The sequence below is a fragment of the Mesorhizobium sp. M4B.F.Ca.ET.089.01.1.1 genome, from assembly GCF_004022605.1.
GTDB lineage: Bacteria > Pseudomonadota > Alphaproteobacteria > Rhizobiales > Rhizobiaceae > Mesorhizobium > Mesorhizobium abyssinicae.
The window spans coordinates 1-849 of sequence record NZ_RZOS01001009.1 but is presented as its reverse complement, the minus strand read 5'-3'; the positions used below and the strand labels follow the sequence as shown (position 1 = coordinate 849).

1 pseudogene is annotated in these 849 nt (G+C 60.4%); it reads left to right on the top strand.

The features are described from left to right. Nucleotides 1-58: 58 nt before the first annotated feature. Nucleotides 59-849, top strand: a pseudogene (locus EN780_RS35670) (adenylate cyclase); the annotation flags it as partial.

Below are 849 nucleotides of genomic sequence, written 5' to 3'. Positions count from 1 at the left end.
AGGCATGCAGCGTGGCGGGAACGCCAGGACAGTGCTCTCAAGAGCTGGTGCGACGGTGTTGAACGTTCCCGCCACGCTGCATGCCTCGTTGATGGCGCGGCTCGATCGCCTCGGCTCAGCCGTTAAGGAGGTCGCACAAATTGGCGCGGTTCTCGGTCGGGAGTTCTCCTACGAATTGCTGGCAGCGGTAGCACAGCGAAATGCCGCTGAGCTAAATGGCGCACTGGATCAACTCGTCGGCGCCGGTCTGGTGTTCTGCCGCGGGACTCGTCCACTGGCCACTTACCTCTTCAAGCATGCGCTCGTTCAGGACGCAGCGTATGGCACGCTGCTGCGCGCCAAGCGCCAGGAGCTACATAAGCGGGTCGCAGATATGTTAGAGGAACAGTGGATCGAAATCACCGAAGCGCAACCCGAGCTCCTTGCGCACCACCTTCAGGAAGCGGGGGATTGGGCGAGCTCGGTCGATCACTGGCAAAAGGCGGGAGAGGCCGCTCTGGCCAGAGCGGCAACCCGGGAAGCCGTGTCGCACTTTGCCAGTGCTATTGATTGCAGCAGGAGACTTGGCGACGTCTCCGGCGGCGCCGAACGGGTGACGCGTCTCCATCTTGCGATGGCCAATGCCTTGATGCAGGCAGAAGGGTATCGTTCTGAGCGCCTTGGGAAGACGCTTGAAGACGCACGTCTTGCAGCCGCGAAGACTGCATCGGTCGAATTGCAATGTGACGTTGCGCTTTCACTCGCTCCATTTTTTTATGCCACTGGGCGCAATCACGATTACCTGACCCTGGCCGAAGAGCAGCTCGCAAACTGTGCCGATCTCCTTCCAACGGCCCATCTGAGTGGTCT